Origin of the sequence: Fodinibius salsisoli, from assembly GCF_026229185.1 — a bacterium.
GTDB lineage: Bacteria > Bacteroidota > Rhodothermia > Balneolales > Balneolaceae > Fodinibius > Fodinibius salsisoli.
In genome coordinates this window covers 185,369-211,514 of record NZ_JAGGJA010000002.1, presented here as the reverse complement: position 1 = coordinate 211,514, position 26,146 = coordinate 185,369, and the positions used below count along the sequence as shown (strand labels likewise).

Here is a 26,146-nt window from a genome sequence, read left to right as displayed (position 1 = left end):
AGCGGGAGTACAACTCTGAGCTTGATTTCACAAAGAATCACTGAGCAGACACTGAGAACCACAAAATCCTTCTTTGAGTAACTCTGTATCTCCTTTGTACAACTCTGTGATACAGCCTGAAAGGACGATAAACGACAGAAATAAGGTTTTTTGGATGAGATTTATATTATCTAAATCTGTCGGGTCAGTATCTGTCCGCTCAGCCAGAGTTGTCGCTGCTGATACTGGACGGTATAATAGAAGTTGCTGCGGTTAAAGAGGAAATGAAAGAACGGAAAGTACTTGTTCTTCAACTTGGGCTGATCAAAATAGTAAGAATATTCCGGGTCGCTGTGATTATAGGAGTAATACCAGATAAGTTCTTTCAAATGGTCTTCGGTGTACCATGGCGGGCCAAACAGGATATAAATCATGCCTAGATCGGTTTTCCATCCTTCCTTAAAGTTAGAAAATTGTTTATTGGCTTCTTCAACCCGCTGGTAATACTTTTCGATAACTTGTCGGGCTTGATTGGTATTTCCAATATTTTTGAGCCAAAACTTATCCACCGCTTTTTTGAGGGAATCGGAATTCGATATTTCCATAAGTTCTTCATGATCGCCTTCTCCCATTAAATAGATAAGAGGACGAGCAAGCTCTTTGGCCGAGCTAATAGCCGGGTAATTTCTGCTTTTGATCCCGAAGTCTCTGGCCTTAAATAATTCTTCTTCCTCACCTCGTTGGGCATTAACCTGAAAACGGTAATTTCCCCGATCCTGGTTAGCAAATTTATATTCAATAAAGGTACTGGTATAATCCGTTAATATTCGTTGACTGGATTGTAACTCGGTTTCTTCATCGTAATCGATACCCTTGTATTCAATAGATGAAGGGCTGTAATTGGAATAGTGCATGGGGCGGGGGTAAAGCGTATCCGACTCGAATTGAAGCAGTCGGGAACGGATCTGCATGCGCTGGTCCGACTGCGGGCTTATGACCTGAAAGACGAACCGAAGAGAGTCGATTTTGCTTTGTACATCGTAAGTATTGATGGGCTCCCAACTGCCTATATCGTTAATTTTTCCGTACATCTGGATATTAGAGAGATTGTATTGGCCCTCCTGCGTTTCCGGTATCGCGGTTTCAACCGACTGGGTAATATTCTTGTTTGTATTTAAGTCTGTGACACTAATCAATATCTTATAATGGCTGGGATCAATTTGATGGCTAAATTGCAGGTCAAGGGTTTCTCGGGTAGCGTTGATAGACTGTTCTGTGCTTTTAACTGTTCTCTCCAACTGCTCTGATACTAGTATATTACCGGAATTTTCCAGGTCCTGCACCTGGTACTCAATCGATATTCGTGCCTGAAGGGTATCATTTTCTTCCTTATATATGAGGCTGCCTTTTACTATTTCAGCTCTAATATCCAAAGTGGATCCCTTTTCTTCATCAATATATCCATAAACTGAAGTGCGAAATTCCGGATGACCAGCTCTAAAATTGTATCCGGTACCGCGTTCGATATCCAAATTCCTTGAAGTGCTGCAGGAAATGGCGAAAATAAATAAAAGCAACAGAACGTGTTGTGATAAATTTTTCATAGCAGATATTCCGGTATTAAAAGAACTATTAACTAAGCACTCAAACCTACTCGTAACCAATGTAGAAACGATATAGCTAAGAATAAAATTTATCTGTGATAATTTTCATCACATGATTATGTGATTTGCACAGACCGATGGCTGTATTGTAATACAAATATAGCTAGGGGTTGGATGAAAAAAATGGGGAGATAAATCCAAACAAAGTAACAGTTCGTATATGATAGGTACGGAGTCGGATTATGATTTTATATATATAAAAATGTTAGGTTGAACGAAACGCACAAGGTAAATGTTTTAAATATAACTCATGACTTAAATTAGGGCAATTTTTTAACGTCTGATATAAGTAATTGATATTATAGGTTATATATTGCAACTTATCTAGCAAGGGTCTTATTTTGCAATTTGTAAAATTATTATTTTTTAGAATAAGATTGATATTAATAGGGTAAGTAATTATAGGTCCCTTTAGAGGTTGAAGGGATTGTAACAAATATGTTAGAAACGTTGGTCTAACATATCCAATAATAACAAAATAAGAGGTTATCTATGTTTAGAAAGCTACTACTAACAGGGATAGTTTTATTATCTACTTGTCTCATTTCGGTTGCACAGAATAGTTCTATTTCTGGGACTATTACTGATAGTCAAACTGACGAAGTAGTTGTTGGTGCCAATGTCTATATACCAAGTATTGAACGTGGTACATCAACAAATATTGATGGGCAGTTCTCTATCGATAATCTTGCTCCAGGTACTTATACCTTACGAGTTACATTTGTGGGATATAAAGCATTAAATCGTGAGGTAGAAGCTGGCGAGACTGATCTCAACATCCAACTTGAACCTGATTTAATTGGGTTAGATGACATAATTGTAACTGCTCAACAAATTGAACGGCAATCACGCGAAATCGGTACCAGTATTGCGTCAGTATCTGGTGAAGAAATAACAAAGGCGAGAGATACCAATTTATTGAATTCTCTTTCTGGCAAGGTTTCTGGTGTAGATATAGGAAGCCAGTCAGGTACTATTGGTGGATCTTCTCGTATTGTCATTCGAGGAAATTCAACCTTAACTGGTAATACACAACCACTATTTGTTGTGGATGGTGTACCGGTATCGAATTCTAATATTGTTGCAGGTACAGCTTCTGCCACACGCTTATCAGGGGGAGCCGTTGATGTTGGAAATCGGGCATCAGATATAAATCCTGATGATATCGAAAGTATTAGCGTTTTGAAAGGTGCATCGGCAGCGGCACTTTATGGACAACGTGCTCAAAATGGTGTTATTCTTATAACAACAAAGAGAGGAAGTGACCAGGGGGGGACCAAGGTTACATTTAATTCTTCAGTGAGGTCTAACAGCCCGTTACGATTACCTGACTTCCAGAATACTTTTGCTCAAGGAAGTGGTGGTGAGTATGATAATCAAGATCTAAATGGTTGGGGGCCAAGAATTGAAGGACAGGATGTAGACAGCGAAGGGGAACCTATCATGGATTTCCGTGGAGAACAGGTTGCTTTACAATCCAATCCAAACAATGTTGAGAACTTTTTCCAGAATGGTATGGAAACTATCAACAGTATATCGATTGCAGGTGCAAATGAAGCTGGCGGAGATTTTCGTCTGGGAGTGACAAATACCCAGTCAGAGGGTATTATCCCTGAAAGTGAGCTTCAGCGTACTAATTTATCATTAAATGCAGGGCAACAATTTAATGATAAATTGCAGGCCCGTGCTACAGTAAATTATACATTTTCTGAAACAAATGGTCGAGCAGTACAAGGTGGCAATAGTCCTAATGCCATTATACAAACCATATTTTCCTTACCTCGTACCATAAATACTGGCTTGCTGCGGGATAATATAATAGATGAAAATACGGGAGAGCAGATATCATTGACAGATATGACGAATAACCCGTTTTTTATTACTAGAAATAATGGACTTGACAATGATGTGGAACGTATTTTCGGGAGTAGTAATATTACTTATTCTCCTCTTGACTGGTTGGATGTAACAGGTCGGGTGGGGATTGATTTTTATACCGATAACCGTAGCCGGCCTGATGTTGTAGGTACATTAGGAAGACTAACTGGAGGTTTCTCTACTGATAGGATACAAGAACGGCAGATTGATGCTAATCTTTTGATTGGTATTGATCGTCAACTTTCTCAAGACATTAATTTTAATGCGACATTGGGAGGAAACCTTAATACACGGAAAACAGAGATATTTTCTAATGTGTCAACTAATTTAGCTGTACCAGGCCTTTATAGTTTTCCAAGTGCGTTATCGAATAGTCCTACGAATGACCTGTCAGAGCAGCGTCTTGTAGCATTATTTTTTGATGCAACTTTTGGTTATCAGGACTATTTATATTTAAATGTGACGGGTCGTAATGACTGGAGTTCCACTCTGCCAAAAGAAAATAGGTCTTTCTTTTACCCTTCAGCAAATGTCAGCTTTATTTTCACTGAGGCACTCGATTTTGGTGGAGATATACTTTCTTACGGGAAATTACGAGCTAGTATAGCTGAGGTAGGAAGTGACGAAGCTCCTTATCAGTTAGCCTTTAGGTATTTTCCTGACAATGATGCTTTTGGTCAGTTTGGTACTACTCTTGGATTTCCATTCGACGGCGCTTTAGCATTTGATGCTACCAATGTTATTCCACCCTCTAATCTTAAACCACAACGTCAAGTATCCATAGAGGTTGGAACAGAATTACAATTTTTTGATGGTCGTCTCGGATTAGATTTTACATTCTATAATAATGAGACAAGGGATCAGATTATTTCTATCCCAAGGCCCCTATCAACTGGTTTTGACGCCAGGAGAACGAATATTGGAGAAGTGCAAAATCAGGGTATTGAGGCTTTATTCGATGTTACTCCTATCCGAACTCGCGATTTCCAATGGACTTCCACATTTAATTTTACAAAAAATAATCAAACTGTTGAGAAGTTGGCGCCTGGAGTCAATGAGCTGCAAATTAATTCGGGTTTCAACGGTCTGAGAGTTAAGGCAGTGCCGGGTGAGGCACTCGGTTTATACGGTATCGGTTGGGCACGAAATGACAATGGAGATATCTTAATTGATGAAGATACTGGCCTCAGGGTACCGGGCGGAGAAATACGATATGGGCCCCAAGCTCCCGATTATCTTCTTGGAATAAATAATTCTTTTGATTTCAAGGGGTTCAATCTGAGCTTCCTCATCGATATAAAACAGGGCGGTACAGTTGTCTCGGGTACTGTTCAGGATCTGTTTTTTGATGGGTTGGCCGAAGAGACAGGAGCCCTTAGGGAGCAAGTAGGAGAGGATGGCGAATTTATCGATGATGGAGGGGTCATTGCCAATGGTGATGGAACCTTCCGAGAAAACGATGTTCCGGTTAGCAGTATTGAAGAATATTACCAAAATCTCTACCAAGGTTCTGTATTCGAAGAGGTAGCATATGACGCCTCTTATGTAAAACTTCGAGAAGTTAAATTTGGATACACCCTCCCGCGAAGGTGGCTCCAGCATACTCCTCTTTCAAGTGCAAGTATTTCGGTTGAAGGGCGTAATTTATGGCTAATATGGGCCGCAGCACCACATATAGATCCGGAAACTAATGTGTTTGGGTCCGGTGTGATTGGACAGGGAGTAGAGTTTAATAACATACCGAATGTGAAAAGCGTCGGTGCTAATATTCAACTTTCGTTCTGATTTAGCGTGCTTGGTATCCAATTTTGAATTTAAGAATACAATACTATTATGATACGTCAAACTATATATAGATCACTACAATACTGTTTGCTCATAATGCTATTTATAATGAGCTCTAGTTGCGATAATTTTTTAGATGTAAACGATGACCCGAATGCAGCGACTGAAGCTCCTGGTGACCCTTTGTTTACCGAGGCAATAACGGTGCTCCAGTCTAATCGAAATATTGAGTTAGGTCCTGCAGTCTCATTTTTTGCTCAGACTTGGGCTTCTAATAGTTCAGCAGGTGTATTCACAGAACCCGATCGTTACATCGTTGGGTCTTCAGACTTCACAGTAACCAATAATTTTGGAGCTATTTATACCAATGTGTTAAATAATCTAGAGCTTTTTGTAAAGGATGCTCAAGAGGCTGAACAGGTTAGAGGTAATGCAATTGCACAGGCCCGTCTTGTGCAGGCTTATACCTATTACTACCTAACAGTGCTTTTTGGTGATGTGCCATTCAACGAAGCACTTAAAGAAGATATTGCAAATCCGGCTTTTGATGATCAGCAGGATATACTGGATGGAATAGTTGATCGTATTGATGAAGCTATTAGTAGAATTGATCCTGATTCTGAGTTAGCTCCTATAGAAAATGGAGATTTGATATATGGAGGGGATATGAATCAGTGGTTACAGTTTGCAAATTCTTTAAAACTACGGGTACTAATGCTTCAGTATAATACAGATCCATCTATTGCTTCTGAAATCCAGCCTCTTATTGATAATCCTAACCTAATTAGGAGTAATATCAATAATGCTGAATTCCCTTATTCTTCTGATGAGCAGAGAGAAAACCAGGTCTATCAGCTTCATGCAGACTTTGCTGGCGGTGATCCCCTTTTCTTATATGCATCTGATACCATTTTGGACCTGATGAGTGAGAATGATGATCCTCGTATTTCTACCTACTTTCAAACTAACAACGATGAGGATACTTTTGTAGGTGTACAAAATGGCGCTAATTTTACATCAGGAGTATCATTAGTGGGGGCTGATATAATACGTCCGGAATTTCCAGGCCGTATTCTTACGGCTTCTGAAACTCTATTGCATGAAGCTGAGTTCTTGGCCAAAGAAGGGCAAGTTATCGAAGCACGAAGTAAATTAGAGGCAGGTATCCGGGCAAGTATAAGCTACTTTGATGGACTTGAAGGCGAGATAGCACAAGAAGATGAAGATAACTTTGTTTCTTCTATTCTTTCAGATTATGATCTTGGAAATCAGTCTGAAAAAGTGACTATCATTCAGGAACAGCATTGGGTTGATGTCTTTGAAAAAGTGCCCGAAAATTGGACTTTGTGGCGAAGAACAAAAGTACCGGAATTAGAAGTTCCCGTCCAAGCCCAACTGGGTACTATAATTCGCCGTTTACCACTTTCCAGTGAAGAGATTGCTTCTAACCCTAATGTGCCTGACCCTCTACCAACCCGTGATCAACCAATGTCTTTTGAAGAATAGATATATCTATAATCTTTATTAATATTTCCAAAGCCGCTCCCAATCTCAGGGGGGCGGCTTTTTTTATTTATAAGAGAATATTCGCCGGTATGGTGATAATAGTTTCACAATATCGTTTCCAATTTTTATTTCATACATTAAAACGATTTCTTGCGATCCATGAGATTCTTATTTATCTCTTGGGGTCACGAATTACAGTCAACTTAGAATTTTAGAGTTATACAGAAGCAGATGAATACAGGCGAACGGCGAACAAAAATTGTTTGTACCCTTGGGCCCAGCAGTAATACGGAAGAAAAAATTGACGAACTGGTACAGAGCGGCATGAATGTAGCGCGTATCAACTTTTCGCATGGTACGCACGAACAGCATGCAGAAGTAATTGAAAAAATACGAACCGTTGCGGAACGGTATGATGTAAGCCTGCCTATTTTAGCGGATTTACAGGGCCCCAAAATTCGCGTTGGAACTATGAAAGATGGAGGCCAGGAGGTATCAGAGAAAGAGTATATTACCATCACTCCGGAAAATATTGAGGGTACGCCAGAGCAGATTCCTGTAGATTATCCCAACCTTGTTGAAGACGCTTCGGAGGGGAATCGTATCCTCATCGATGACGGGCTTATTGAGCTTAAAGTGATTAAGAAGAATGAAGATTCCCTGGTTGCGCAGGTTATCGTCGGCGGACTGCTAAAATCGCGCAAAGGGGTAAACCTGCCCGATGTGGATATCTCCATGTCGTCACTGACGGAGAAGGACATTAAGGATCTGGAATTCGCAGCTTCCAAAGGAGTAGACTACTTTGCAATGTCGTTTGTGCGTTCGGCAAATGATATTCAGGATGTGATTTCGAGAGTACGTGCGGAGGACTCAAATGCCGGCATTATTGCAAAAATAGAGAAGCCCGAAGCGATTGAAGTTATTGATGATATTATTGAGGAATCGAACGGTATTATGGTTGCCCGTGGCGACTTGGGTATCGAAATAGCCAGCGAAAAAGTACCGCTTGTCCAGAAGAAAATTATTGAAAAATGCCGAAAAGCGGGCAAGCCGGTAATTACCGCCACCCAGATGCTTGATTCTATGATAGAAAATGCCCGCGCCACCCGCGCAGAAAGTTCGGATGTTGCCAATGCGGTGCTCGATGGCACCGATGCCGTAATGCTCTCTGGCGAAACGGCTGCCGGTAAATACCCGGTAGAGGCCGTAGAGACTATGGATAAAATTTGCCGCTCGGTAGAAGGGAATGATCCGAATATTTATCGAAGCCTTGACTACCGACAACCGGAGTGGAAGGAAAAACAGGTCATTGAATCGTTAGCCTATTCCTGCGTGCTGTTAGCTGATAATGTTGAGGCGCAAGTCATCAGCACTATTACCCATTCGGGCACCACGGCGCGGCGGATTGCCAAATTCCGTCCTCGTGTGCCGTTAGTTGCTTTTACCGAGAGTGACGAAGTTCGTCGACAGCTGGGGTTAGTTTGGGGAGTACAGCCGGTAAAAATAGATGAGATCTTCGATACCGACAAAAGTGTTCGGATGATGGAAAACTATCTAAAGGCGCATGGACTTACACAGTCAGGTGAACGAGTCATCATTGCCACGGGTATGCCGATTGCCAAAAAGGGACGTACCAATATGATTAAGGTGAGTACCATCGAAGAATGATAGTCGTAGAGGCTATCATAAATAGGAAACTTGCAGATAAGTTTTAATCCTAAGTAGGATAATTCTCATGCTCTTTTGGGATGAAAAATATCTGCAATCCACCTCAGAAACTGTTAAAATTATCTATTAGTCTATTATAAATATGCCATATCATAAATAGAGATGGTTAAAAGATGTTTGTTCATAGTATTATTCTCCGTTTGGGTATCCGGATGTGGGAGTGCTCTCAAAAGAGGATGGACAAATTTTACGACCTACTATAATACCTACTACAACGCCAACGAGTATTTTGAGGAAGGGCGCAAAGTGGTAGAAGATCAGAAAATTAGCCTGGATCCGGAACGCCCTGCTCCTATCCATCATTCGCCTGTTTCGGTTGGCAGTGAATCCTTTGAACAAGCTGTTAAAAAATGTGTGTCGGTCCTTCAGGAGCATCCAGAGTCTAAGTGGGCCGATGATGCCTTGCTGCTGATGGGTAAGTCTCATTATTATCTGACTGAATTTATCACGGCTATTAAACGATTTGATGAGCTCAGTGCATCCGATGCAAACGTTTCCTTAATGCAGCAGGCCGCAATCTGGAAAGGAAGAGCACTGCTTGATCTCAAGGATTATGAGGGAGGTATAGCGTATCTGGATCCATTGCTACAAGGGTATCCCCGTGAATGGGATGCCCAAACCAGGGCTGAGCTTCAGGTTCTGCTCGGTGAGTATTACGCCATGCTCGAAGACTGGGAAGAAGCATCAGAGGTATTGTCAAAGGCTCTTTCAACTCTTTCTGATAGGCGGCTGCGCGGCCGCACATACTTTCTCTATGGACAGATGCTTGAAAGGGAGAACCGGTTTGGTGAGGCTCGGTACGCCTATGAACAGGTCCCCTCATATTTTCCCGGTACAGAATATACTTATTGGGCCAACATTAAACAGGCCGATGTTGCGCGAAAGCAGGGAAACCTGGAAGCTGCATTGGCGATATATCGCCGGTTGGAAAGAAATGACAAATACGTTGACCGTCGCAATCAGTTGACCTTCAAAATTGCCCATATTCTGCAGGAGCAAGATAAACCGCAGGAGGCGGAGACATTATATCGCGATTTGTTATATGCCGAAAATAAGGGCACTGAACGCAGCTTGCAGGCCGATACTTATTATCAGATGGGCCGGTTGTATAGTGACGACTATCAGGACTTTACCATGGCAACGGCCTATTTTGATACCTCTTCTTCCTTACTCAATCAGGATAACAGAGGGGCTGACCTAATGGGGAGTTATCGCCAATATGCCGACCTGAAAGTATCTATCGAGCGGGCTGACAGTCTCTTGTGGTTGGGGGCACTATCCCCGGAAAAGTTAGATTCCGTTATTGAAGAAGTTAAATATCGAAAGAGTCAACAACTGCTTGAGGAGCAGCAGGAAAGCGAAGAGAATAGATTGCAAAATCGACAGGCATTACAAGGGGAAGAAGAGGACGATAACAATAACTCGACTCTTTACGGATTCTTAAATCATAAAAATCAAAGTTCACTTAACCAAGAGAAGAGTGAGTTTCAGGATCTGTGGGGCAGGCGACCATTAGTGGATAACTGGCGCCGGCAGGAAGCTTTAAGTCAGGCCTCGAATATCCGTGACAATAATCTGCCTCCAGAAAAAGAAGAATCAGAGGGTAGCCCACAGGTTACCCTGGAGCCAGATTTAGAATCCATACCTAAAACGGAAGAAGAACGGATGCAGTTACAGAAAGAGCAGCTGCATGCCGAATACCAGTTGGGCAATATATTTCATTTGAATTTTAACAAGCCCGACAGCGCAAAAAAATACTACCGGAAAGTTATCCAGAGTAAGATTCACCATGATAGTGGACTTCGTGCCCGGGCAATGTATGCCCTGCACGAGCTTTTTAAAGCTGACTCAGAGACCGATAGCGTTCAGTACTGGCAGAAGAGGATTATTGAAGAGTTCCCCAACTCAGAGTATGCGAGTGCTGTTGCCCCAAATGGAACACAACTGGCATATACTGAAACGGATAGCAGCCGTTTGCGCAAGGCTTATCAGCGGATTCAAACATCGGAAGCTTTGTTGAGACCCCGACAGCTTCGTTCCTTAGCTCTCGATAATCAAACATCAGGGTTAGCTCCGGATATTCATTTTAAAGCCATTGAAGAGTACGTACAGAAGGCTAAATACTATCAACAGCTAACGGAAATATTATCAACAGAAACTATGCCCACTGATTCTACAGAGGCTGAAGCGAAAGCAAATATTCATTTTCCACTTAGTTTGCTATTGGAAAAGGAACCATATCGTTCTATCCAGTGGGACAGTGTGCGAACGGTGCTTACCGAGCATGATAGCCTTTTTTCGGGGTCGGCCTATCAATCACAAGTGGCGGCCTTGCAGCAGGAACTTAAAATATCAACGGAGTCTGGGGAGGAAGAGTGGCCAACCTGCAAAGAAGAAGGTATCACCGTACAGGTTCAACCAAACATGCAGCGTTTTATGGAGGGCATCAGCTGGCCGGAAAACGTTGATGAGGCCTCGCTCTCCGGAGAGGTAGTGTATGAATTTTTAATCAGCCCGACGGGGGCAATACAATCATATTCGTTGGTTTCTCCTCCTACCACACTGGGGATTGAAGATGCGCTTGAAGAAGCATTTGATGGCGCACTGAAGTTTAAACTATCACCACCGGATAAAGATATAACTATGGTTCGCTGTGAAGTTTCTTTTCCAATTAACCTTTAGCCTGATATTGCTGGCAAGCCAAATTTTTAGAAGAATTGGATTAAAAAAAGGTTAAGAAATCCAATTATTCTTGACCAGAAGAGACAAATATGTTATTACTGTTAAATTCATATTCAACATGTTAGTAATTACCAGATGAGTATTCAGTTACGTTATAAAGAGGATTTTTCGGAAGGACTAAAGCGGTTAATGGTGGAAGAGTGTGAAACTGCTTTAAAGTATCTAAGAAAATCAGATACGGAAGAAGAGCAGCACAAAGCCGTTCACGAGAGCCGGAAGGCATTTAAAAAGATCCGGGCCTGTCTGCGACTGGTGCGTGATCATATTGATTTTTATGATCGTGAAAATAAATGGTTTCGGGATCTTGGCCGCAAGGTATCAGACGTTCGTGATCTTACAGCACACCTTGAAACCCTGGAGGTCCTCGAAACACAATATGAGTCACAGTTATATAAGAAATCGTTTCAAGACCTTGAAAAGGGCATTCATGCCTCCCGCGACCAGTTGGCTGAGAAAGTATTTGGGGAAGATAATCGGCTTGAAGAAATTCAACAAAAGGTGGAAGCAAAAATAGATGAGATCCCGGACTGGTCTATTGATGTGCAGCAGTTTAAGGATATTCGTCCGAGTCTCAAACGTACCTATAAGCGGGGTTATAAAGGCTTAAAGAATGTAGCAAAGACCGGGGAAGTGGAGGACTTTCATGACTGGCGCAAAAGGGTAAAATACCTTCGCTATCATATTGATATTCTGAATCGGTTATGGCCACAGGTGATGGACGTACTGGAAGAAGAGCTACATGATATTACAGATTATACGGGCACGCTCCACGATTTACACAATCTCAAGATACTTGCACAAGAGCTAGAAAAGCCGTTTTCAGATACTGAAGAACGGATGCTCTTCGAGGCGATGCTGGAGAAACATCAGGATTTCATGAGAAAGCATACCCTGTTAAAAGCACAAAAATTTTATTATGATTCGCCATCCGACTTTTGTGATCGGATTAAATTATGGTGGAAGGCCCACCAGCAAGAAGTCGAGAACAGCAGTTTGCCCCGAACAGAAGAACTGGAGACCACATAGCTAACCAGAGGCCGTTACGAGCTGGTGAATAGAATCAACATTGAGCTCTTTGAGCTGGCCCAAAAGCTGTCGGTTTATAGATTTGATAAGGCCTGGTCCCTCATAGATGAGGCCAGAATAAACCTGCAACAAATCTGCTCCCGCCAGCATCATATTGAGAGCCGTCGAAAAAGAGTCTATGCCACCGACGCCAATAATGGGCTTTTGTCCTTTTGTCGCATCGCTTATCCAGCCTATGATGCGTATACTCTTGGCAGCAATGGGTGAACCGCTCAGTCCACCGCGGCCAATCCGTTTTATTTCAGAAGGGGAGGTGGTCAGGTTCTCGCGTTGGGAAGAGGTATTGCAAGCCACATATCCGTGAACCCGGTGATCTTCACACACATCCAGTAGCGCCAATAGCTGATCGTGATTTAAATCGGATGAAACTTTAACCAGGGTCGGAACCAAACGTGCATCATCCCGGATATTGAGGGCTGAAAGTAACTCTTCCAGGGCCGCGGGATCTTCGAATGTTTTACCTTCGGTCGTATTCGGGCAAGAAATATTAACCGTTATATAATCGGCTACTTTTTTAGCTTCTTGAAAACTATGAACGTAGTCTCGGATAGCTAAGTCGCCCAGTACCTTGGGGTCATGGGTTTTGGCAATATTAACTCCCAGGGGAATGGATAATTTCTTATTTTTTAACCGTTTAACGACCGTTTTTGCTCCGTCGTTGTTGAGCCCCATACGATTGATCAGGGCCCGATCTTGCGGTAGCCTGAACATACGGGGCTTGGGATTTCCTGTTGATGGATTACCGGTAATGCTACCTATTTCAACAAAACCAAATCCCAGTGCTTGCATTATTTCAGGAACTTTGCCGTTCTTGTCGAAACCGGCAGCCAATCCCAGGGGATTTCTGAATTTCAGTCCCCAGATATTTTGGCACAGGCGCGGCGACTGAAAATTGTAAATCGCTTTTGCTAATGATTGCAACAAAGAACTTTTAGAAGCTTTCTGTGCAAACTGGTTAGTCAAATCGTGGGCCTGTTCAGCTTCAAGCTGAAATAACAAGGGCTTCACCAACGAATTATATAGCATAATATCTGTAAACAAACTTTCTTGAAGTAGCTGTCAAAGTAATGAGCTTTGAGCTAAGAATGAAATTTTAACTTTTCAATAGATCTTTGATGTCATTTTTATCGATCGATGATGTAGAACAATACCTGTCAGAAATTCCAAAATTTCAGTCCGATCTCACCAAAGCAACCGACTTTGGCCTTTCAAGGTTTAGAAAATTTTGTGAGGCTATCGGTAATCCACAGGATGATTTTTCCTCCGTTCATGTAGCAGGCACCAATGGAAAAGGCAGTACATGCAGCATATTAGAGGCTGTTTACCGGGAAGGGGGCGTGAGCGTTGGCAAGTATACTTCGCCCCATATATTTCGTTTTAACGAGCGTTTTATCGTTGATGGGCAACCCATCCCGGATGAAGAGCTCCTGCAGTTTTTTAGGGAGTTCCACGATAAAGTTGAAGAATATAGGCTTACCTATTTTGAGATTAGCACTGCCATAGCTTTCTGGTGGTTTGCTAAATTACAAGTTGATTTGGGAATTATAGAAGTAGGGTTGGGTGGCCGGTTGGATGCAACGAACATCATTGATCCATTAGTCAGCGTCATTACAAGCATTTCCCTGGATCATACCGATATATTGGGAGGCAGTCTGGAAAAAGTAGCCCGAGAAAAGGGGGGTATTATCAAAGCAGGGAGACCCGTAGTGGTAGGCCAGCTTGCACAAGAAGCGGAAGGAGCCATCAGAAAGGTAGTGGAAAACAAAGATGCAGATATTTTTTCGATTACTGATCTGAAACCAGAGTATATGACTGGAGGTAAGGTGAAAATAACGGTTAATGAGGGCGAAATAACCTTTTCCACGGCCTTGAAAGCGCCTGTTCAAGCTTTTAATGTTGCTGTTGCCTGGCAGGTTACCCGGGTGTTGAACGATCAACTTTCGGTAACCCAGCAACAATTTGGGCAGGCTTTGAAGCAATTGAATGTTGGTTACGGCCGATTTGAAAAGCTGTCAGAGACAAAACAGTGGTATTTCGATGGGGCACACAATATTGAAGCTGTACAGAAGTTAAGAGAGTCGGTTTCATCTGTGGGAGAGATTGGCAGCGCAGTATTAATTCTATCGCTGATGCGTGATAAAATAACACCTAAAGTGATGGAAGAATTTTCAGAATTCAAAAATATCTATTATTATTCACTTAACACAGAGCGAGCGGCATCTGTTGAGGATATCAAAAGATGGTTGCCGCAAATGATGGCTTTTCCGACCCGATTGAATCAACAACGACAATTACTTGAAGAGTTTGATTCGGAATTAGTAATTTTTGCTGGAAGTTTTTACTTTTATGCAACGGTTCGGGATTGGATCAAAAATTTCGCTTAAACCGATAATTTCATATCTAACTGAGATTACGCCCTTTATTTAATTTATTGCAGCGTAAATCAATTCTCTTTTACAGCTTAGTATAAGATTGTAAGAACCTTTTATTCATCGCAACGCATACCAAATTATAGAACAAGATTATTATGTCGGATTATCAGACCGATGGAGTTACGTTAGAGCAAATTGATGCTTTGCCAAACAAAACGGTCAAAGAACTTAAAAAATTAGCACGCGAACAGGGATTATCATCTGTTTCAGGATTGCGTAAACAGCAACTTATCGATCGCATTAGTCAATCAGTACGCGATAAGGCACGAGCTCGAAATAACGGCAACGACCACAGCAACAGTAATAGTAAAAATAATTCGAAACAAGGTCGGCGCAAGGGGGGCAAAAAGAAGAAAAAGAAAAAAAATGTGCACGATATCCTGCCCGAATCGGATGCTCCAACGCTGGAAGAACGACTTGAGGAGATTCAGCCGAAGTTAGGACCCTATCTTATACAGGAAGGAACCCTTGAGATTTTGCCGGATGGCTATGGTTTCTTGCGATCGGTCAATTATAACTACAAGGCAAGCCCTGACGATATTTATGTATCCCCTTCGCAGATTAAGCGATTCCGCTTGAAGCAAGGAGATTGTGTCATTGGTATTATCCGTCCTCCTAAAGTAGGCGAACGTTATTTTGCTCTACTCCGTGTTGACGGGGTTAATGGCAAGATTCCTACGGATATGGATAATCGGGAAGATTTCGAAGATCTGTTACCCATCTATCCTGAGGATCGGTTCAAACTGGAGCACAAGCCGACCGAATATACCACCCGTACTATTGATTTGTTTGCACCTATTGGAAAAGGACAGCGGGGGCTTATTGTCGCTCAGCCCAAGACCGGTAAAACGACCATCCTGCGTAACATCGCCAATGCTGTGAACGAAAATAATCCGGAGACCAAGGTCATTATACTCCTGATTGATGAACGGCCGGAGGAAGTTACCGAGATGAATCGGAATGTGGATAACGCCGAAGTGGTGGCCTCAACCTTTGATGAGCGGCCGGAAAATCATGTTGGCCTCTCAGAAATTGTGTTTGAGAAATCAAAGCGCTTGGTTGAAAGTGGGCATGACGTACTCATCCTTATGGATTCAATTACACGCTTAGCCCGTGCCTATAACGTTTGTCAGCCTTCATCCGGACGTACCATGTCGGGCGGAGTTGATTCGGAAGCGCTAAAAGCACCCCGCCAGCTGTTCAGCTCGGCGCGTAATATTGAGGATGGCGGTAGCCTGACAATCTTAGCAACTGCTCTGGTTCAGACCGGCTCGCGTATGGATGACCTGATCTTTGAAGAGTTCAAAGGAACGGGTAACATGGAACTTGTTCTCGATCGAAACTTGTCGGAGCGCAGAATTTATCCGGCGATTGATGTATTCAAGAGTGGTACCCGCCGCGAAGAACTGATTGTTCCCGAATCCGAAAAAGAAAAAGTCGTTCTGCTTCGTCGTTATTTAAATCGTATGAATGCCTTCGAAGCCATGGAGTTTGTACTGGATAAGATGAAGGGAACCAAAGACAATGAAGAGTTCCTGATTTCTATGAATCAGTAAGGATTTTTTAAAAGACCCTTACTGACCTCCCCACAACTACACTAACGTTTCGTTGTGCAGGCAAACCTCCGATGGTGCTTATGAGGAAGTAGTTCAACGCCGCCTACAATCAAATTTTGACGCCTTCCACCGGTTCTCAAATTTGAGCTATTATATATTTTGTCTAATTTCAGGAGGTTTTAAAATATCACCTCGTCCGACCGCTGGGTTTTCGGTCAGACGGGTTAACAGCTTCTAAAAGGTACCCACCTGACGGCAAACTCAGCCGTCTGATGGGTTTTGCAAATCCTTCTTATAAATAAGTCGGGTTAAGACGTAGCTAACATAAAGATTATAAGAAAAGGGGGCTTGCGTTCGCCTTTTTTATTTAAGGCTAATCATATACAGCTGAATTACGCGCAATTCATCATATGAAACCTGCTCATTCAACGACTTAAAAATAGGACGCAGCATACCCAGCCCGTGTTCATCAAAGGCTTTTGTTGCCTGCTCTATTTCTTCTGTATTTAGAGTTGAAAATTTCAGGATGCGGTCCGAAGAAACCGAATTTCCTGCTTTTACAAATTTAAGGAGATTAGAAAGTACCGTGCTTTCTTTTACATTAAAATGAGCAGCAATTTCCGGTATGCTTTTATTTTGGTTAAACAGTTTGCCTACCTGGTAAGGACGGCTTTCTTGAGAAAGCGTTTTGGTAACAGTGACCATTTTTGACTGTGCTGACTTCTGTTTTTCGTCTAAATCATGCTGGCCGCAAAATGAGCTAATTACAGGCAGAAAAGCGGCACCATATTTTTTAGCCTTCACCCGCCCAATTCCGTGAATAGTCAGCAGTCGTTCTTTAGTTTGTGGAAAATAGTACGACATTTCAATTAAGGTGGTATCCGGGAAAATAATATAGGGTGGAACGTTTTGCTCGTGCGCCAGCTCCGTACGTTTCTGTTTTAGTAAAACAAACAATTCCCGATTGAAATCCAGCGACTCAATATCTGATTTTGTCTGTCGGGTTTTTGTTTTTTGCTCGGGTTCTTCAATTACACCAAATACCTGTTCCTTTCCTTTAAGGATATCAATGGCTTTGGGAGTCAGCTTGAGGCTTTTATGTTTAACTTCCCTAAGAATAATATCTTGCCGCATTAACTCGCGATAGAGCTGTTTCCATTCCTGTGAGCTGAATTCTTTTCCAATTCCGTGGGTAGAAAGCTGATCGTGATTAAATTTTAGCACTTCTTTTCGGCGAGAGCCTACCAAGATATTTTTGATATGATGGTAGCCAAAACGCTGCTCAGTTCGCACCATTGCTGACAAAAACTTTTGTGCGGGGACTGTAATATTTTCTCTTTCCGGCGTATTTCCAGTGCAGAAATCGCACATTCCACAGTTTTCTTGGGTGAATTGTTCCCCAAAATACTCAAGTAGTTTTATTCGCCGGCACTGATTTGTTTCTACAAACTCCATTAGCTGTTGCAGATGCTGTTCGGCAACCCTTTGTTCAGCTTCCGCTTTTTGCTCTATGAAATATCGAATTTTGGAAGCATCTCCATAACTAAATAAAAACAGGCAATCAGATTGCAGGCCATCACGTCCGGCACGCCCAATTTGCTGATAATACGATTCAATGTTTTTTGGCATATCATGGTGAATTACAAAGCGCACATCCGGCTTGTCGATGCCCATCCCAAAAGCAATAGTAGCTACAATAATGTTTGTTTCATCCCGAATAAAAGCATCCTGATTTCGCATACGCTCGTTTTCCTCAAGTCCGGCGTGATAGGGAAGCGCGCTAAAACCATTTGCATTCAAATCGTTGGCAAGCTTATCTACTTGTCGGCGCGAAAAGCAATAAATAATACCGGATTCATTTTTATGCTCCTGGAGAAAATAAATCACTTGCTGCAGTGAATCATTTTTGTTTGCCACATCCAAATACAAATTTTTCCGGTTGAAGCTGGCTACAAAGGTGTTGGCATTTTTGAGCCCGAGTGAGCCGGCAATATCTCTTTGAACCTGAGGCGTGGCGGTGGCGGTGAGGCCCAGGGTAACAGCCCCATCAAAACGAGTGGTAACCTCTGCAAGCTGGCGGTATTCGGGACGGAAATCATGCCCCCATTCCGAAATACAATGGGCTTCATCAATGGCTATGCAATCTACGCCTAAGCCTGAAACCAAATTTAATACATTGTTTTTCATCAACGTTTCCGGTGCCAGATATAATAAATCCACTTTATTACTACGAATGAGATCGAGGGTTTGCTCATATTCCTGCAGAGAAAGGGAGCTGTTTAGAGTGGAAGCTGATATTCCATACGCTGTCAGCTGATCTACCTGGTCTTTCATCAGCGAAATAAGCGGAGATACCACGATGGTAAGTCTCTCAAACAGGAGTGCAGGAATTTGGTAACACAGCGATTTTCCGCCGCCAGTAGGCATGATAGCCAGGGTATCATTTTTGGCAAGTACGTTTTGAATAATGTCTTTCTGAAGGGAGCGAAATTCCTCAAATCCAAAAACTTCGTGAAGAACGTGTTCTGCTTTCGCGATATCCGGCATTATGTCTAAAGGAATGTCTGAAGATTTCATTCGTATTCTTGTTCTAAGGTAAGAACAATGAGCGACGATTTCTTTACAAACTTGTTCTGAAATATTGCCTTTATCGTTACGGAACAGTCCGCTTGGAAAAAGTCATCGCTAAGAACTATAAAAATCAGAAGAATATGGTCAATCCTTGGGGATATCCGCCAGAACATATTGCTTATCCTGATCCCGAATCAATCGACCGGATTGCCCGTGTTTGGAGTGATAAAAAAGGAGAATAGACTGTTCCCGATACGCTTTTTGGAGTAGCTGTATTTTTTCTTTCTTAGCCCGGATAGGATCAACATCCATGTGCTGCATTTTATAGTGATTCAAATGGGCAGAAGAAGGCAGTAGATCACCGGGATAATAGGCACTCTCGCCTTCACTCTGCAGCCGCACCACCTGGTGGCCGGGCGTATGTCCCCCCGTCCTGATAACAGAAAGACCATCCATAACGGAAGTGATCTCATCTTTTAGCAAATGGATACGGTTATCGGCCATAAGCCGATAGAATTCATCCAGCTGATAGTCGGCATCCTGCTTTTGAGCCTGTTGGTCAACTTGTGATAGTGCATATTCCCATTCCAGCTGCTGAAGATAGTAGGTAGCATTTGGAAAAGTAACTTCTGTTTGGGCATTTGAGTTGGTAAATGAACTGCCCGCGGCATGATCGTAATGCAGATGGCTGAGGATCACGTGAGTAATATCAGCAGGAGTAAGCTTAAAAATAGCCAGGTTGGTACGCACATTAGATACCTCATGGTAGCTGCTTGCAAAATCCAGTCCCCAACCCAGCCCGGTATCCAGCAGAATATTATAGGGACCGTTTGTAACTAATATTGGATTGATGCCTACCCTCGTATATTGAGCAGCCGTATTTTTAAGTGCGGGTTCTGTCGATTCTTCTTTCAAAGAACGATTGATATGGCCGTCCTGAAAGAGTTCAAAACGGCCTTCGCTCAATAATTCTATGGTAAGTGATCCAATATGCATAGCAGTTATTGTATGTTGATCTCAAAAGGGAATAACGTCAAAGCGTGTCGCTGTCTAAGCAGTGAAATATTCTGCTTAATACCCTGCAGTTCTGTCAAAGAGAACCAGCTATTATTCAACCATGCTTGTGCTTTTGTATTCGCTGAGCTCATGACCAATTCATAGAACGACTTTGGTTTTGGATATTTTTCGAGACTATAATCAGAAAGTTCGGCCTTTTCTGCAGCAATAGTAACGGCTTTGTCAAACCCGCCGAGAACATCAACTAACCCATTTTCTTGGGCGTCTGCCCCCGTCCATACGCGGCCCTGGGCCAGTCCGTCAACTTGTTCTACCGTCATACCCCGAGAATCTGCAACTTTAGTAATAAAAGCCTGATAGAAAGTATCGACATACTGTTGAAGGGCTTTTGCTTCGGGAGGGGTGAGTCCACGATTCTGGGCCAGCCAGTCGGCATGTTCATGGGTTTTGACAGCATCGAAGGTTAAGCCCAGCTTTTCATTGAATAATTGTTTGGTGTTAAGTTTTGTTGCAAAAACACCTATTGAGCCGGTGATGGTTGTGGGTTCAGCTACAATAGAGTCGGCCCCCATAGAAATATAATATCCGCCCGAAGCTGCTACTCCACCCATTGATACGATAACCGGCATTTTTTCTTTCATATTCTGGAGCTTCCGCCAGATTAAATCGGAGGTACTTCCGGCGCCGCCGGGACTGTTCACCCGGATGACCAGTGCTTTTACATCTTCGTCGTTACGAATTTTCTCCAGCTGCTCTTCGAAAAAAGTTCCTGTAATTATTTGCCGGTTGCTCAGAGGGCTATCGGAATTGGTGTCTGGCATAATGGGACCATTGGCATAGATAACGGCTATTTTATCGGAAGGGGATGAGCTCTCCATACCCGAAGATGAAGCCGAAACTCGGGCATAGCGCTTGTTGGAGATGGTCTTAAAGTCTGTGTCATCTTCGAGCCCAATACGTTGTTTGATAAGTTCCTCCAGCTGATCAGCATACATCAGCGAATCAATAAGTCCTTCTTTTCGTGCAAAGTGGGAGTCGAGATGCGGCTGCCCGTTCATTAGGGTATTTAACTCTTCAACAGACCGACCACTCTTTTGACTAACCGCTGATACAAAAGTGCTATTTACCTGGTTTAAAAGTTGTGTTAGCTGATATTCGTTCTCTTCGGACATCTCTTTGCGGTAATACGGCTCTACCGCTCCCTTGTATTTGCCGTGGCGGGTTACCTCTGCTTCGATACCTAACTTTTCAAATAAACCATCATAAAACATGACCTGGCTGTAAAAACCGTCGAACTCAAAAAACGTTTCTGGTGGAGAGAAGATAGAATCGGCAGCTGTAGCGAGAAAATAGCCTTTTTCGTTATATCCAATATCATTGGTGCTGGCATAGATAAATTTGTCCGAGCTGTCCCGGAATGCACTAATCAGCCGATGCGCTTCCTGGAGGTTGGCCCAGGCCCCTGAAACAAAGTCGATTTCAAGCCAAACGCCTTTGATGTTTTCATGAGCCTGTGCCTTGGTCAAATTTTCTTTTAATGTTTCCAGCGACACCTTATTATTGGTATCTTCACCAAGTACTTTATCCAATGGGTTAGTGGATGTTTTAGCAGGCAAGGAGCCCCGCAATCCAATTTTTAAGACGGTATTGTCGCGTACATAGGGTTCAGGCTCTTGTGAACTGCTGGAAATTGTAACCAACAGAATAATTAAAATGAGCCCCAAGGATAAAAAGATTCCCAGGATTGTAGCAATCAGCGTTTTAAAAAAGTTCATGGTCGATTAAATTGGATCAATGTTAATTCAGAAGTAGATACACGTACAGCTTTTCAAGGATACGAAAAATCTTTGCGAATGTTATGAATAGATTAATGATACATAATGGATAAACAAGATGCGATAGTTGTAGGTTCAGGTCACAACGGCTTGGTTACTGCTTGTTATTTAGCAAAGGAGGGATATAGCGTGAAAGTTGTAGAGCGCCGTGATACCTTGGGGGGCGCCGTGTGCACAGAAACGATGTTTCAGTCGCCTCAATATCCGGAAGGTTTCCGTATAGATGTGGGCTCTTCGGTGCACATCATGATTCATCAGACGGGTATCCTTGAAGAGCTGGAGCTCGAATCATATGGCCTCGAGTATATTGAGATGGATCCCATGATGTCTTACCCGGTTCCCGATGGACAGGGCGTGATCCATTTTTTTAAGGATTTGGACCGCACGCTGGATTCTATTGCCAAGGTGGCCCCGGAAGATGTTGAAAACTATCGCGAATTCGTCGAGTTTTGGGGGCGTATCAATCGGAGCGTGTTAAAGGCGTTTATGAGTCCGCCCAGCAGCAAAGGTCTTATGGCTTCGCTGGCTAAAGATCAGTTTCGTAATGGGTCGATGTTTCCGAAAGGGCAGCAGCTGAGCGGCATGCAGAAGATATTCAGCAGTTATGGGAAGGTGGTAGATGATGCTTTCGACAATCCGTATATGAAAGCCGCCTTGACTTGGTTTGCCGCTCAATCCGGCCCAACGCCCGATCATCCCGCATCCGGAGATTTTGCCGGCTGGCACGCTATGTTACATCAAAGCGGAGCCAAGCATCCCAGGGGAGGCAGCGGTATGCTCACCCAGGCTATGGCGCGTTATATCGAAGCTCATGGAGGCCAAATTATTACCGGAACCCCGGTCACCAATATTTTAGTGGAAGAGGGCAAAGCGGTTGGTATCCAAACAGAAGACAAGGAGTATCACGCAGATATCATTATTTCGAATGCTCATGTGCAGACTACGATGATGAAGATGGTGGGGCGTGACCATTTGCCTTCCGAAACATACAGGAGGATAGAAAATATTAACGTGGGCAATGGATTTGGTATGGTGATACGCTGTGCGGTCGAAGAGTTGCCACGCTACCAAGCGGTTCCCGAAGATCCCTATATTCACAACGGTATGCAGCTGTTGGCGCCCTCCGTATCGTATATGCAGAATGCTATTGGTGATTATACCAAGAAGAAACCGCCCGAAAATCCCGCAGTGTTGGCTATGACATTTTCAGACATTGATCCTGATATGGCGCCAAGTGGTGGGCATACGCTCTATGGTTGGGCCCAATGGCACCCTTACGAACTGCAAGAGGGCTTGCATTGGGACGATATTCGGGAGCGGGAGGCGCAGAAAATTTATGATGTAATTTGTGGCTATGCACCTAATATGGAAGGTAAGCTTATCGACTGGTATATTCAGTCTCCACTGGATATTGAGCGTAAACATGCAATGCCACGGGGCAATGTAATGCATGTTGAAATGAGTTTTGACCAGATGTTTATGTTTCGGCCGGTCCCGGAAATGAGTAAGTACAAAACGCCTATTGAGAACCTGTATTTATCCTCCGCTTCCTGCCACCCGGGGGGAGGTGTTTTTGGTGCTGCAGGCTATAACGCGGCCCATGTAATTTTGAAAGATTTGAAAAAGAAATCCTGGTTTAAATTTTAACCTATTTTATGATTCAGAAATCTAATGCTGTGGTTCAAGTCGATCGGAGTTTGCTTCAGAAAAATTTTCAGACTTTGAGTCAATTTTTGGATAACCAAACGCGCATTATGGCGGTCGTGAAAGCCGACGCCTATGGCCACGGTGCCGTTGAAGTTGCCAAGGCCTTAGATCCGCATGTGGGCGCCTTTGCAGTGAATGCAATTCAGGAGGGCATTGAACTGCGCGAACATGATATTACGAAACCTATTTTAGTCTTTGAAGTACCTCAACAAGCACTTGCTACCCAGTATCGCATTCATAATTTGACTGCCACTATCAGTTCGAGGGAGCATTTTGAATGGGTGCCGAATGGTACCTCATATCACCTGAATTTTGATACCGGGATGGGCCGGCTGGGTTTTCAACCCATAGAAGCTGAGGAAATTGCAGCCTTAGTCGAGGATAGAGGAGAACTTTTTTGCACCGGAATATACAGCCATTTTGCTACCGCCCATGAGCCCGGTTCGGCCTTTGTGGCCGAGCAACATAAGTTGTTCAAAGAAATACGTTCACATTTCCCCGAAAATTTGGCGGCCCATATTGCCAATACCGGTGGTACAGCATTCTACGATACTAACCAGTTTAATATGGTAAGGCTGGGCATTGGACTCTATGGATATGCACCGGGCGAAGTTGCTATTGAAGGTCTGGAGCCCATTTTAAGCTGGCGTACGCATCTTGCGCAGGTTAAAGCCATCCAAAAGGAGCAGACCGTAAGCTATGGCGCCGAATGGGAAGCTCCAGGAGAGGGGTATTTGGGTATTCTGCCGATCGGATATTCCGATGGGTTGAAGCGAAATTTGACGGGTAAAATCCCGGTTCGCATTAATGGGAAAGAATACGAGGCCGTAGGAACTATTACCATGAACTACAGCATGATCTATCTCGGGGAAGATTACTATGAGACCGGTACGGAAGTGGAGTTGCTATATCCTGAAAGTACGGCCTATGATTGGGCCCAAAAATTAAAAACCATACCTTATGAGATACTTACCAGTATCGATCCGCGTATTCCCAGAAAGTACGTAAATTAGTTATTTGTGACTGGTTATTAGTTACTATTAAAGCCTGCACTAATAACCATTAACAAATAACAATTATTCTGCAATCTGCACCAGTTCTACATCGAAACGGAGCGTCCGGCCTGCTAGACTGCTGCTACTGTTTTCATCAGCTTCTCCATAGGCCAGTGCCGGTGGAATAATCAAGACTCTTTTTTCACCTTCTTTCATACCCGAAAGTATATTAGTGGTATCTTCGGAGACTTCTTTGATGATACCTCGTCGGAATCCATCAACAAGAGGACTTATTTGGCCACCATTTCCAGAAGGAATTGGATTGGGTGTTAAGTTATTAAAAGTGGTCGTCTCTGTTTGGTTGTTGATGTATGAGCTGTCAAAAACATCACCAAGACTACCATCTTCTTCTACAATACGACCTGTGTATTTAACCTGTACCCGGTCGCGGTGGATGACTTCGATCCGGCCATACCCTTCCTCAATCACATGAATTTCCAGACCATCAGCGGTCGTTGTATCACTCACTGATTGACTAACATCATAAGGCTCAGGTGGGGTGAACTCGCGCTGGTAGTACCCCGTGGATCCATCACCGCATGCTTGTAAAAAGAACATGAGTAACAGGGCAGGGATGGAAAAAACGAATGTAGATTTCTTCAATTTATACATCAAATAAATTACTTGTAGTATTGAATTTCTTCAGAATAAAAAGCAATCGTTGCTTTCATTATTGCAGCTGCTAAAGTTAACGTATTTCAAACGAGCAGGAAAGCGCGAATATTTTTTAATTTCTGAAGTTTTTAAGCATCGCCGAAGGCCTTATCCAGTTCTTTCTTGCGTTTACGGACGGCGATTTTACTCACCCATACCGAAAGCTGGAAAAGTAAAATAAGAGGAATTGCAATCAGAATTTGTGAGACAGGGTCCGGAGGCGTTAAGAATGCAGATAGAATAAAGCAGAAAATGATGGCATGACGCCGGTAATTCTTGAGGAATTCGGGTGTCAGAAGACCAAACTTAGATAAGAAGTAGCTGAGTACCGGCAGCTGAAAAATAACGCCACAGGAAAGTACCCACATGGTTAGCGAGCTGAAATACTCATTGATATCAAAGTCGTTATGAATAGCGTCTGATATCTGGAATTGCGTAAAAAACTGCAGGGCAAAGGGTACCAGTACGAAGTACCCGAAAGCAACCCCGAGCAGGAAGAAAAAGGTGATGAACAGGGTATGCCCACGGGTTTTCCACTTTTCGCTGCTTTCCAGTGCGGGGGCGATAAAAGCCCATATTTGATAAAAAAGTATAGGAGATCCTATAATGCCTCCCAACACAATGAGCGTACCCCAGTAGGTAAAAAACTGACCGGGAAGCTTTCGACTTTGAAGGGTAAGATCGATCGCATCGATTCCAAGAAGTCGGTAGACAATAAAATCGGAGTCAGTTGGCCCAAGCATCACCTTATCGACAAAAAAGTCGCCAAAAATAAAAGCAACGATAATGCCTAATCCTATACCCCCAAGCCCTTTAATGATGTGCCATCGGAGTTCTTCAAGGTGATCCAGAAAAGCCATTTCATCGGTCCGATCCTTTGGAGGTTTAGCCGCAGGAGGATTCTTGGTCATTGTTTCTCTTTTTTCCACAGAAATACCAACTTATTTGAAA

General features: G+C 43.0%; 16 protein-coding genes. 9 read left to right on the top strand and 7 right to left on the bottom strand.

Annotated features, from left to right (window positions below):
- Positions 1-170 precede the first annotated feature (170 nt).
- Positions 171-1,583 (bottom strand): GWxTD domain-containing protein, encoded by a 1,413-nt coding sequence (locus J6I44_RS03730; RefSeq protein WP_265764645.1) that lies wholly within the window; start codon positions 1,581-1,583, stop codon positions 171-173.
- Positions 1,584-2,135: 552 nt separating this feature from the next.
- Between J6I44_RS03730 and J6I44_RS03725 the strand changes: the two genes are divergently transcribed.
- From J6I44_RS03725 to J6I44_RS03705, 5 genes are all read left to right on the top strand, one after another.
- A complete protein-coding gene (locus J6I44_RS03725) occupies positions 2,136-5,306 on the top strand; it encodes a SusC/RagA family TonB-linked outer membrane protein (protein WP_265764644.1) in 3,171 nt (1,056 codons plus the stop codon).
- Positions 5,307-5,414: 108 nt separating this feature from the next.
- Positions 5,415-6,812 (top strand): SusD/RagB family nutrient-binding outer membrane lipoprotein, encoded by a 1,398-nt coding sequence (locus tag J6I44_RS03720; protein ID WP_265764643.1) that lies wholly within the window; start codon positions 5,415-5,417, stop codon positions 6,810-6,812.
- A 231-nt stretch (positions 6,813-7,043) separates the two neighbouring features.
- Positions 7,044-8,480, top strand: a complete 1,437-nt coding sequence (pyk, locus tag J6I44_RS03715) for a pyruvate kinase (protein WP_265764642.1) — start codon at positions 7,044-7,046, stop codon at positions 8,478-8,480.
- A 177-nt stretch (positions 8,481-8,657) separates the two neighbouring features.
- Positions 8,658-11,222 carry a type IX secretion system periplasmic lipoprotein PorW/SprE gene (gene porW / locus J6I44_RS03710; protein ID WP_265764641.1) on the top strand — a complete coding sequence of 855 codons (2,565 nt, stop codon included), beginning with the start codon at positions 8,658-8,660 and terminating at the stop codon, positions 11,220-11,222.
- A 135-nt stretch (positions 11,223-11,357) separates the two neighbouring features.
- Positions 11,358-12,308 carry a CHAD domain-containing protein gene (locus J6I44_RS03705; RefSeq protein ID WP_265764640.1) on the top strand — a complete coding sequence of 317 codons (951 nt, stop codon included), beginning with the start codon at positions 11,358-11,360 and terminating at the stop codon, positions 12,306-12,308.
- On the opposite strand, the gene J6I44_RS03700 is transcribed toward J6I44_RS03705, so the two are convergent.
- On the bottom strand, positions 12,309-13,394 hold the full coding sequence (locus tag J6I44_RS03700; RefSeq protein ID WP_265764639.1) for a quinone-dependent dihydroorotate dehydrogenase: 1,086 nt from the start codon (positions 13,392-13,394) through the stop codon (positions 12,309-12,311).
- Between the two features lie 89 nt (positions 13,395-13,483).
- Here J6I44_RS03700 and J6I44_RS03695 point away from each other — a divergent pair, with 89 nt between their 5' ends.
- Both J6I44_RS03695 and rho read left to right on the top strand, forming a co-directional pair.
- Positions 13,484-14,752, top strand: coding sequence for a bifunctional folylpolyglutamate synthase/dihydrofolate synthase (locus tag J6I44_RS03695; RefSeq protein ID WP_265764638.1), 1,269 nt, complete (start codon positions 13,484-13,486; stop codon positions 14,750-14,752).
- Between the two features lie 143 nt (positions 14,753-14,895).
- A complete protein-coding gene (rho, locus tag J6I44_RS03690) occupies positions 14,896-16,356 on the top strand; it encodes a transcription termination factor Rho (RefSeq protein WP_265764637.1) in 1,461 nt (486 codons plus the stop codon).
- Between the two features lie 363 nt (positions 16,357-16,719).
- Here rho and recQ read toward each other — a convergent pair whose 3' ends face one another.
- The 3 genes from recQ to sppA form a co-directional block, all read right to left on the bottom strand.
- On the bottom strand, positions 16,720-18,933 hold the full coding sequence (gene recQ, locus J6I44_RS03685) for a DNA helicase RecQ (protein WP_265764636.1): 2,214 nt from the start codon (positions 18,931-18,933) through the stop codon (positions 16,720-16,722).
- 138 nt (positions 18,934-19,071) lie between these two features.
- Positions 19,072-19,923, bottom strand: a complete 852-nt coding sequence (locus tag J6I44_RS03680) for an MBL fold metallo-hydrolase (RefSeq protein WP_265764635.1) — start codon at positions 19,921-19,923, stop codon at positions 19,072-19,074.
- 5 nt (positions 19,924-19,928) lie between these two features.
- The gene (gene sppA, locus J6I44_RS03675; protein WP_265764634.1) at positions 19,929-21,719 is read right to left on the bottom strand and encodes a signal peptide peptidase SppA; all 1,791 of its coding nucleotides are present in this window, start codon (positions 21,717-21,719) and stop codon (positions 19,929-19,931) included.
- A 105-nt stretch (positions 21,720-21,824) separates the two neighbouring features.
- Here sppA and J6I44_RS03670 point away from each other — a divergent pair, with 105 nt between their 5' ends.
- Complete coding sequence (locus J6I44_RS03670) at positions 21,825-23,426, top strand: phytoene desaturase family protein (RefSeq protein ID WP_265764633.1); 1,602 nt, start codon at positions 21,825-21,827, stop codon at positions 23,424-23,426.
- Positions 23,427-23,434: 8 nt separating this feature from the next.
- Positions 23,435-24,499 carry an alanine racemase gene (alr, locus tag J6I44_RS03665; RefSeq protein ID WP_265764632.1) on the top strand — a complete coding sequence of 355 codons (1,065 nt, stop codon included), beginning with the start codon at positions 23,435-23,437 and terminating at the stop codon, positions 24,497-24,499.
- A 63-nt stretch (positions 24,500-24,562) separates the two neighbouring features.
- On the opposite strand, the gene J6I44_RS03660 is transcribed toward alr, so the two are convergent.
- The gene (locus tag J6I44_RS03660) at positions 24,563-25,153 is read right to left on the bottom strand and encodes an FKBP-type peptidyl-prolyl cis-trans isomerase (protein ID WP_265764631.1); all 591 of its coding nucleotides are present in this window, start codon (positions 25,151-25,153) and stop codon (positions 24,563-24,565) included.
- A 131-nt stretch (positions 25,154-25,284) separates the two neighbouring features.
- A complete protein-coding gene (tatC, locus tag J6I44_RS03655) occupies positions 25,285-26,106 on the bottom strand; it encodes a twin-arginine translocase subunit TatC (protein WP_265764630.1) in 822 nt (273 codons plus the stop codon).
- Positions 26,107-26,146: the final 40 nt, after the last annotated feature.

Bases quoted from the DNA above. Each gene is read 5' to 3' on its own strand.
- tatC (WP_265764630.1), bottom strand. From the start codon at position 26,106: ATGACCAAGAATCCTCCTGCGGCTAAACCTCCAAAGGATCGGACCGAT.
- J6I44_RS03725 (WP_265764644.1), top strand. From the start codon at position 2,136: ATGTTTAGAAAGCTACTACTAACAGGGATAGTTTTATTATCTACTTGT.
- J6I44_RS03680 (WP_265764635.1), bottom strand. From the start codon at position 19,923: ATGCATATTGGATCACTTACCATAGAATTATTGAGCGAAGGCCGTTTT.
- J6I44_RS03730 (WP_265764645.1), bottom strand. From the start codon at position 1,583: ATGAAAAATTTATCACAACACGTTCTGTTGCTTTTATTTATTTTCGCC.
- recQ (WP_265764636.1), bottom strand. From the start codon at position 18,933: ATGAAATCTTCAGACATTCCTTTAGACATAATGCCGGATATCGCGAAA.
- J6I44_RS03705 (WP_265764640.1), top strand. From the start codon at position 11,358: ATGAGTATTCAGTTACGTTATAAAGAGGATTTTTCGGAAGGACTAAAG.
- pyk (WP_265764642.1), top strand. From the start codon at position 7,044: ATGAATACAGGCGAACGGCGAACAAAAATTGTTTGTACCCTTGGGCCC.
- J6I44_RS03720 (WP_265764643.1), top strand. From the start codon at position 5,415: ATGAGCTCTAGTTGCGATAATTTTTTAGATGTAAACGATGACCCGAAT.
- rho (WP_265764637.1), top strand. From the start codon at position 14,896: ATGTCGGATTATCAGACCGATGGAGTTACGTTAGAGCAAATTGATGCT.
- alr (WP_265764632.1), top strand. From the start codon at position 23,435: ATGATTCAGAAATCTAATGCTGTGGTTCAAGTCGATCGGAGTTTGCTT.
- J6I44_RS03700 (WP_265764639.1), bottom strand. From the start codon at position 13,394: ATGCTATATAATTCGTTGGTGAAGCCCTTGTTATTTCAGCTTGAAGCT.
- sppA (WP_265764634.1), bottom strand. From the start codon at position 21,719: ATGAACTTTTTTAAAACGCTGATTGCTACAATCCTGGGAATCTTTTTA.
- J6I44_RS03660 (WP_265764631.1), bottom strand. From the start codon at position 25,153: ATGTATAAATTGAAGAAATCTACATTCGTTTTTTCCATCCCTGCCCTG.
- J6I44_RS03695 (WP_265764638.1), top strand. From the start codon at position 13,484: ATGTCATTTTTATCGATCGATGATGTAGAACAATACCTGTCAGAAATT.
- J6I44_RS03670 (WP_265764633.1), top strand. From the start codon at position 21,825: ATGGATAAACAAGATGCGATAGTTGTAGGTTCAGGTCACAACGGCTTG.